The organism is Frankia sp. CeCAU1 (genome assembly GCF_977971845.1).
The window spans coordinates 1-6,701 of sequence record NZ_CDWWXA010000197.1 but is presented as its reverse complement, the minus strand read 5'-3'; the positions used below and the strand labels follow the sequence as shown (position 1 = coordinate 6,701).

8 protein-coding genes are annotated in these 6,701 nt (G+C 69.1%); 6 read left to right on the top strand and 2 right to left on the bottom strand.

The annotated features are described in order from the left end of the window. The 3 genes from AC08OO_RS21900 to AC08OO_RS21890 all read left to right on the top strand — a co-directional run. A partial coding sequence (locus AC08OO_RS21900; protein WP_476619003.1) for a hypothetical protein occupies positions 1-415 on the top strand: 415 nt, incomplete at its 5' end. Beyond that, on the top strand, positions 412-1,140 hold the full coding sequence (locus AC08OO_RS21895) for a coenzyme F420-0:L-glutamate ligase (protein WP_035913230.1): 729 nt from the start codon (positions 412-414) through the stop codon (positions 1,138-1,140). The genes AC08OO_RS21900 and AC08OO_RS21895, both read left to right, overlap by 4 nt. Beyond that, positions 1,137-1,895 carry an NAD-dependent epimerase/dehydratase family protein gene (locus AC08OO_RS21890; protein WP_043591848.1) on the top strand — a complete coding sequence of 253 codons (759 nt, stop codon included), beginning with the start codon at positions 1,137-1,139 and terminating at the stop codon, positions 1,893-1,895. Before AC08OO_RS21895 ends, AC08OO_RS21890 begins: the two co-directional genes overlap by 4 nt. A gap of 114 nt (positions 1,896-2,009) precedes the next feature. Here AC08OO_RS21890 and AC08OO_RS21885 read toward each other — a convergent pair whose 3' ends face one another. Together AC08OO_RS21885 and AC08OO_RS21880 are read right to left on the bottom strand one after the other, a co-directional pair. After that, on the bottom strand, positions 2,010-2,213 hold the full coding sequence (locus AC08OO_RS21885) for a DUF397 domain-containing protein (protein WP_035913234.1): 204 nt from the start codon (positions 2,211-2,213) through the stop codon (positions 2,010-2,012). A 4-nt stretch (positions 2,214-2,217) separates the two neighbouring features. After that, positions 2,218-3,075 carry a DUF5753 domain-containing protein gene (locus AC08OO_RS21880; RefSeq protein ID WP_035913236.1) on the bottom strand — a complete coding sequence of 286 codons (858 nt, stop codon included), beginning with the start codon at positions 3,073-3,075 and terminating at the stop codon, positions 2,218-2,220. Between the two features lie 714 nt (positions 3,076-3,789). Here AC08OO_RS21880 and AC08OO_RS21875 point away from each other — a divergent pair. The 3 genes from AC08OO_RS21875 to AC08OO_RS21865 all read left to right on the top strand — a co-directional run bounded on the left by AC08OO_RS21875 (position 3,790) and on the right by AC08OO_RS21865 (position 6,162). Beyond that, positions 3,790-4,443, top strand: a complete 654-nt coding sequence (locus AC08OO_RS21875; RefSeq protein ID WP_476611778.1) for an ATP-binding protein — start codon at positions 3,790-3,792, stop codon at positions 4,441-4,443. Continuing rightward, entirely contained in the window at positions 4,440-5,069 is a 630-nt protein-coding gene (locus AC08OO_RS21870; RefSeq protein ID WP_133056875.1) for a hypothetical protein, read from the top strand. The genes AC08OO_RS21875 and AC08OO_RS21870 overlap by 4 nt, the downstream gene beginning before the upstream one ends. Positions 5,070-5,847: 778 nt before the next feature. Then, the gene (locus tag AC08OO_RS21865; protein ID WP_043591843.1) at positions 5,848-6,162 is read left to right on the top strand and encodes a hypothetical protein; all 315 of its coding nucleotides are present in this window, start codon (positions 5,848-5,850) and stop codon (positions 6,160-6,162) included. Positions 6,163-6,701: the final 539 nt, after the last annotated feature.

Sequence of the window (6,701 nt, the reverse complement as noted above, 5' to 3'; positions counted from 1 at the left end):
CCTCCCCGCCATCTACCACCAAGCCGTCCCCGTCCTCCTACACCTGACCGTGACAGGCACCCCGCCCCCGATCCCACCGGACAGCGAACCGGCGCTCTACCGGACCGCCGACCGCGACATCGAGACCGCCCGCCTTCGGTCCATGCGCGCCACGCTGGACAGCTTCGGCCCCCACCCCGGCGGCTACGATGAACATCACTGGCCGCAGGCCACCGCAGATGCCTGGCACGCCGTCACCACCGGCACGCCGGCGCCCGACGCGGCCCGCCGGCTGTGGCCTCACTACCTGCGGCGCGTGATCGACTGGCTGACCAGCGGGCAGCACGCCGCCACCTGGCAGCGGGCCGAGGCGCTCGCCGTCGCCCACGCTCGCCTGCACACCGCTGTCCTCACCTTCCCAGGAGCCCGACAATGACCGCCGCCCCGACCTCCGGCTTCTCCGCCTTCGCCCTGGAGCCCTTTCCTGAACTCCAGCCGGGCGACGACCTCGCGAGCACCATCGCCGACGTCCTCACCCACACCGGCACCGAACTGCACGACGGGGACGTCATGGTCGTCGCCTCCAAGGCCGTGAGCACCGCGGAGAAGCGTTACGTCGACCTCGCCAGCGTCACCCCCAACGCGGAGGCCCTGGAACTGTCCGCGAAGACGGGTAAGCCCGCCGAGATCGCGCAACTGATCCTGGACGCCAGCGACAGCTACTTCCTGGCCACCGAGAAAGGCCCGATCATCGCCCGGCACACACTCGGCTACCAGCTCACCTCAGCCGGGATTGACCGTGCCGGCACCGACGGCGCATGGCTGCTACCGATAGACCCCGACGCCTCCGCCCGCGCTCTGCGCGACACCCTGCTCTCCTCCACCGGCGCAGACATTGCCGTGGTGATCGCGGACTCCGACGGCCGCGCCGACCGGCGCGGGGCCACCGTCATCTCGATCGGCGCGGCGGGCGTGGCGCCCCTACGCACGACCGGGCACGGCGGCAAGAAGCAGGAGGAGACCTTCACCGACCTCATCGCCGCAGCGGCCGGGATCATCCTCGGGCAGCGAGGCCGCGGGGCCCCCGTCGCGGTGCTGCGGGGCATCTCCTACTCGCGCAGCGACGAGGGCGTGGCGTCGATGCTCCATCACCGCCCGTGACCTTGCTGATCACGGGCGCGGCCGGGACCATAGGAACCCGACTGGCGGCCGATCTGGCTGCCCACGGTGTCCCACTGCGGCTGCTCGACCAGCGACTTCCCGTCGGCGGGCCGCCCGCGGGTGCCGAGTTCGTCCAAGCAGACCTGCGCGACCTGGACGCGGTCGAGAAAGCCACCACCGGGACATCCGCTGTCGTGCATCTTGCCGGGATCACCCAGGAGGGGCCGTTCGCCGAGATGGTGGAACACAACATCACCGGCACCCACCATGTCTTGGAGGCCGCCCGCCGCGGGCGGGTTCCGCGCGTGGTGCTGGCCAGCAGCCACCACGTCACCGGCCTGAATCCCATAGGCGCCCCCACCGCGCTGCTGGCCCCCGACAGCTTCTACGCCGTAACCAAGGTGACCGCCGAGGCCCTCGGTCACCTCTACGCTTACAAGACCACCATGCAGGTCGTGGCGATACGGATAGGCAGCTACCGCACCCGCCCCGACGAACCCCGCCACCAGGCGACCTGGCTGAGCCCCCGCGATGCCACCACCCTGCTCTACACCGCTGCCACCCGCCCCCTGACCTGCCCCTTCCTCGCCGTGTACGGCACCTCCAACAACAGCGAGTCGTGGTGGCCGCGCACCGGCTGGGACGTCCTCGACTACCAACCGGCCGACAGCGCCGACAAGCACTCCGAGCCTGGCCCGCTGACCGACCGCTTCATGGGCGGCGTCTTCGCCGAAGACGAACTCCCCACGGCGTAGGAGCGTGATGAAGCAGCTCACCGTGCCCGGTTGCCGATCGGCCAGATCCTGTCCTCGGTGCTGCGCCAAGCCGCGCCCTATCTATCTCCGAGACGGCCGCCGGCCGGCACGGCCTCAGTCGAACTCGCCCTTGCGCGCGCCGTCCAGGAACGCTGCCCATTCGGCCTCGGTGTAGCGCAGCGTTGGGCCGTCTGGGTCCTGCGAGTGACGGACAGCTCTGCCGCCGTCGGGCAGTTCGGCGACCTCGACGCATGCTCCCTTATCGTTGGACGCGGTCGCCTTCACCCAGGTCAGCCCGCCCGGAAGTTCGGTGTTCATCCCCTCACAGCTCCTTCATCACACTTGCGATCTTGTCGGCTGACGCCTCGGCCGACAGTGCCTTCGCCTGTAGCCGATCGAAGATCTCCCGGTAGTGCCTCACTTCGTGCGGTTTCTCGATGTAGAGGCTTCCGGTCGGGATCTCTATGTACACGACATCTGGGTCGTCTTCGTCGGTGAACCCCAGATACGTGAAAGGCGTACCGAGCGGGGGGTGCGCGCCGATGCTGTACGGCGTGATCTGGATCGTGACGTCGTCACGGCTGCCCACCTCCAGGAGATGGTCGAGCTGGGCCCGATGGACGTTCCGGCCACCGACTGGTCGCCGCAGCACGGCTTCGTCAAGGACGACGTCCACCTTCGGCGGGTTCGTGCCGAGCACCCTTGCCTGCCTGTCGGCCCGCAGGTCAAGACGCTTCGCCACCTCTTCCTCACCGGCAAGCCAGTCCGTACGGATGACGGCACTGGCGTAGTCCCGCGTCTGGAGGAGACCTGGCACGACTGCGGAGTGGTAGTCCTTGATCTCCGTGGTGTCGCCTTCCAACCCGATGTAGACCTGGAGCCACCGGGGCACGACATCACCGTACGGTCGCCACCAGCCTTGCTGGGTCGTGGTCTTCGCCAGTTCGAGGACGGCTTCGCGCGTCGCGTCGTCGGTGACGCGGTACAGAGCAAGAAGATCGTTCGCGTCCTTCAGCCTGACCGACACCGCGCCGTTCTCCTGGCGATAGATCGTCTGCACGGAGCAGCGGAGCACCTCCGACGCCCGTTCCACGGACACGTTGGCCGCCTCACGCAACCGGCGTAGCTCTCGACCGAGCCGGCGGCTGCGGACGGTAGTTCCCGACGCTTGACGCGCCAACGCTTCCTCCTGCCTGGAACGTCTGACTGGCCTTCCCCCTGGGCGAGTCTCCCACCCCTCATCCTCCAACGTCGGGTAGGACCACACCACCACAACTACAGTACAGATGCACTTGCATCTAAAACCGTCAGGCTCCATCATTACCCAGCGGGCACGCTCCCATCAGCACTCCGTCACCCCCACTCGGCGGGATGGAGGCAGCCGGGTGCGCCCCGTCACGATCAGCTCCCGGCCCTCACGGCGCGCCGCCCCCGAGTGCCGGGAGCCGATCCCCCACCTCCACTGGCAACGGCATGGCAGGGAGAGCGTGATGGACGACTCGGGAGAGACCAGGCAGGAGCCTGTCAAGGCAGACCGAGGGGAGAGGGCTATAGCTGACCGCCGGTTCGTAGTGTGGGACGCGGACGGACGGCCGCTCGAAGCGTTCGCCGACTTCGACACCGCCCACCAGTGGGCGCACGGGCGCATGCGGCAGGCACATACCCGTCTTCCCCTGACCGTTGACGATCGTGTCGCGAAGGTCAGCCGCCGCCTGTCGCACGCGCGCTGCGAGCTGGTGGCGTGGGCTGAGTTCGCCGTCCTGCCCGGCTGCGACCTGCCGTCACTCCACACGCCATCGGCGGCGGCACCGGACAGTACACCCGCACATGAACGTCACGATCACCGGCATCCGTGCTCTCAGCCGTACGTTGGCCGCAACCCGAGGGGTTCGGTATGACTGCGACCGACCCGTCGTCTGTGATTCGGGTGGCCGTGGCGCACTTCCCGCCGACCGCCGCCGCCGTATCCGAGGTGCGTACGAGCACCGCCCGTACGCTGCTCGGGTGGTCGGTGGACCCGGCCGCCGTGGACGTCTGCGAAGTCGTTGTCTGCGAACTGGCCTCGAACGCGGTCAAGGCGAGCCGTCCGCGTGATCTTGTGGCCATACGGCTCACCGCGACCAGCGGGAATGTCCTAGTCGAAGTGTGGGACGGCAGCGCCGCGGGTCCCCGGCTCACGAGCCCGGACGTGTTCAGCGAGGACGGGCGCGGCCTGCTCATGGTCGACGCGCTGTGCATCCAATGGTCCTGGTATCGGGTCAGATCCGGCGGAAAGGTCGTCTGGGGACAGATCCCCGGCGGGCTGCGACCCCAGATGCAGGCGACGGACGTAGGTGCGGCGCTGCCGGCACGGACTCCCCTTGCGGGGCCGGAGCCGGTGGCACCGGTCGTCTACCGCACCGATCCGCCGACGTTACGGCGGGTCGCGGACGCGCTGCGCGGCCTCGACGACTGGCACCGGCCGTCCCCCGGTCCCGCCGGTACGAAAGATCGGACGGCGACCGGTTCCCGTCACGGCCAGGCCCGACCGGAAGCCGTACGCCGATGACCGGCCGCCCTACCGTGCCCGAGCATCTGCGCCCCGTGGTGCTGCTCGCCAGGATGCGCGACCTGGCGCCCGCCGACCAGGTGACGCGAGTGCTCGGCCTGTTCGTCCCCCCGATCGATCCGGCCTCCCCCAGATGGGCCGCGCTGTGCACCGCCCTGGACACCTACGACCGCGCCACACAGGCCGGAACCGTCGACCTCACCGCGTTGCGTCGTCAGGTCGACGCGGCAGCCTCGGCCGTTCTCGGTCTCGCCGGTGCCCGCCCCGCACAGCGCACCCCCAGCCGGCACAAAGGAGTACCCGTGACGCTTGCCAGCCTCCACCACTCCGTAGCCAGGGACACGGGACAGACCAACCCCCGTCCGCCCGCCACCGCGCCGGGACCGGCGGAACCGGTCGCGGCGTTCGTCGCCAGGCAGGCACCGCGCCTGTTCGCGCTCGTCGACGACAGCGAGGATGTCCAGATCCTCGCGTGGGGACTCGCCTCCCGCGACCATGTCAATCTCGTGAGCCCCGACGGCAACCTGTGGGGGACCTTCGCTGACGTCGACCATGCCCGCGCGATGTACGCGCATGTGGTCACATCCGTCGAGATCGTCTGGTGTGTCCCCGGCCGCCACGAGTGACAGCCGGGACCACACGGGCCACGCCCGCCGACCCCAGCCGCCGGGTAACCCCGATCAGGCCCCGGCCGCTGGGCATCGACGCCCCCCACGCCCCATGACCGATACGCACCGTTCGGCCGGAATTGTGCGGCTTCCTGTCCGTCCGCCCACCGGGCCCCCCACCGGCCCGCCCACTGGACCACCCGTAAAGATGGGCGGGTCTGCAATACCGCGCTGGCGCAGGTCGCAGCACCTTTCACACCCACCCAAGCACTCCGCGACTTAAATACCCAACGGGTACTGTTGAAAAGTATAAGCGTGGACCGCGGGCGCGTAATGTGGCACCTTCCGCGCCGTTCCCCGATGACAGGACAGCTCGTGTGCCTTACCGGCCGAGCGACACCATAGGCGTCGACGTCGCTGAACGTGACGTCCGGCGCAGACGCCAGCAGACCCAGAGGGAACCCCTACACCACGTGATCTCAGTCACATATCCATGCCTGCTTTGTGTGGGAATGTTCCGAATTGCGGCTTGTCCCAACCGATGCCCTGTCCGCGGGCCTGACGGGGGCCCTAACCGTGTACCTGCTTAGTGGGTACACCTGAGACGGTGCATCGGTGCAGCTCAGCGGGCATCTGGCACGTACCCGAGTGGGCCAAGACTCAGTGCCGTTCCTGGCATCCTATTAAATCTTGGTCACCGGTGGGTTTGATCGGCGAAACGTGCACGCTTGGCGAAAGCGGATAGTGCGGTTAACTTTTATTCACCGCATTCCCGCCGCCTGTGCTGTGAGGTGCCGTGGTCGATCCGTCCCGCCTTCCCCGTCCCGCCGACACAGACTCGTACGACGGTCCCCCGACCGCGGACAAGCCACCGCGGACTGGCACAGCGGACCCGGGCAGGGACAGCGCCACCGCGGCGCGGGACGGCGACGGACCGACACCCCTCTCTCCAGCCGACGCACAGGATGCCCGCGACGCAGAAGCGGACCGTACCGACCCCGGGCCGGTAGCGCGCTGGCTCGCCGAGACGCTCGCCGAGGCCCCGCCGGTCCCACCCGCCGCCGCCGCGCTCATCGCGGGCGTGCTCGTCCGCCGACCACCCGCCGCCTAAACCAAGCCAGGGAACCACCGTGGTCTACGAGGCCACCGCACCACCGCGCACCCGCCGTTGCCCGCCGCTGTCCCCGGCGTCTGCGGGGGCCGATGAGGTAGCGGGGGGTCCGCTACCAGGTAGCGGCTGCGCGTACCTTCCCGGCCCGCCCGCACCGGCCGTGAGCTGGGCTTTCGATGGAAGTAGCGGGTAGCGGGCGCCCAGGACGGGCGCCACGAAACGGGCCTGCGGCAGGGATGGCCCCCCGCTGCCTGCGCTACCGCTACTTCCTTCCAGGACTGCCCGACAGCCCAGCGGGTCCCGACGGCCGGGATCAGCACGGACCCGCGCTGCACCGGCCAGCATTCCGCTGTTGTAGCCGTTTGCCTTCGTTTGCCTGTGTTTACAGGAACTCTCGGGGTGATCGAATCGTTGTATTAGGTGTAGGGCCCGTTTTGCCCTGCCCCGCTCCACCCTCCGGCCGACCGGCCCATCCGGCCCGGCCGGATGTTCGTGTTGGAGGCTGTTTGCGCCGTTCGCCCGCATCCGCTCCCACCACC

Coding starts and splice junctions, on each gene's coding strand:
- AC08OO_RS21870 (WP_133056875.1), top strand. CDS start 4,440: ATGACCGGCCGCCCTACCGTGCCCGAGCATCTGCGCCCCGTGGTGCTG.
- AC08OO_RS21875 (WP_476611778.1), top strand. CDS start 3,790: ATGACTGCGACCGACCCGTCGTCTGTGATTCGGGTGGCCGTGGCGCAC.
- AC08OO_RS21885 (WP_035913234.1), bottom strand. CDS start 2,213: ATGAACACCGAACTTCCGGGCGGGCTGACCTGGGTGAAGGCGACCGCG.
- AC08OO_RS21895 (WP_035913230.1), top strand. CDS start 412: ATGACCGCCGCCCCGACCTCCGGCTTCTCCGCCTTCGCCCTGGAGCCC.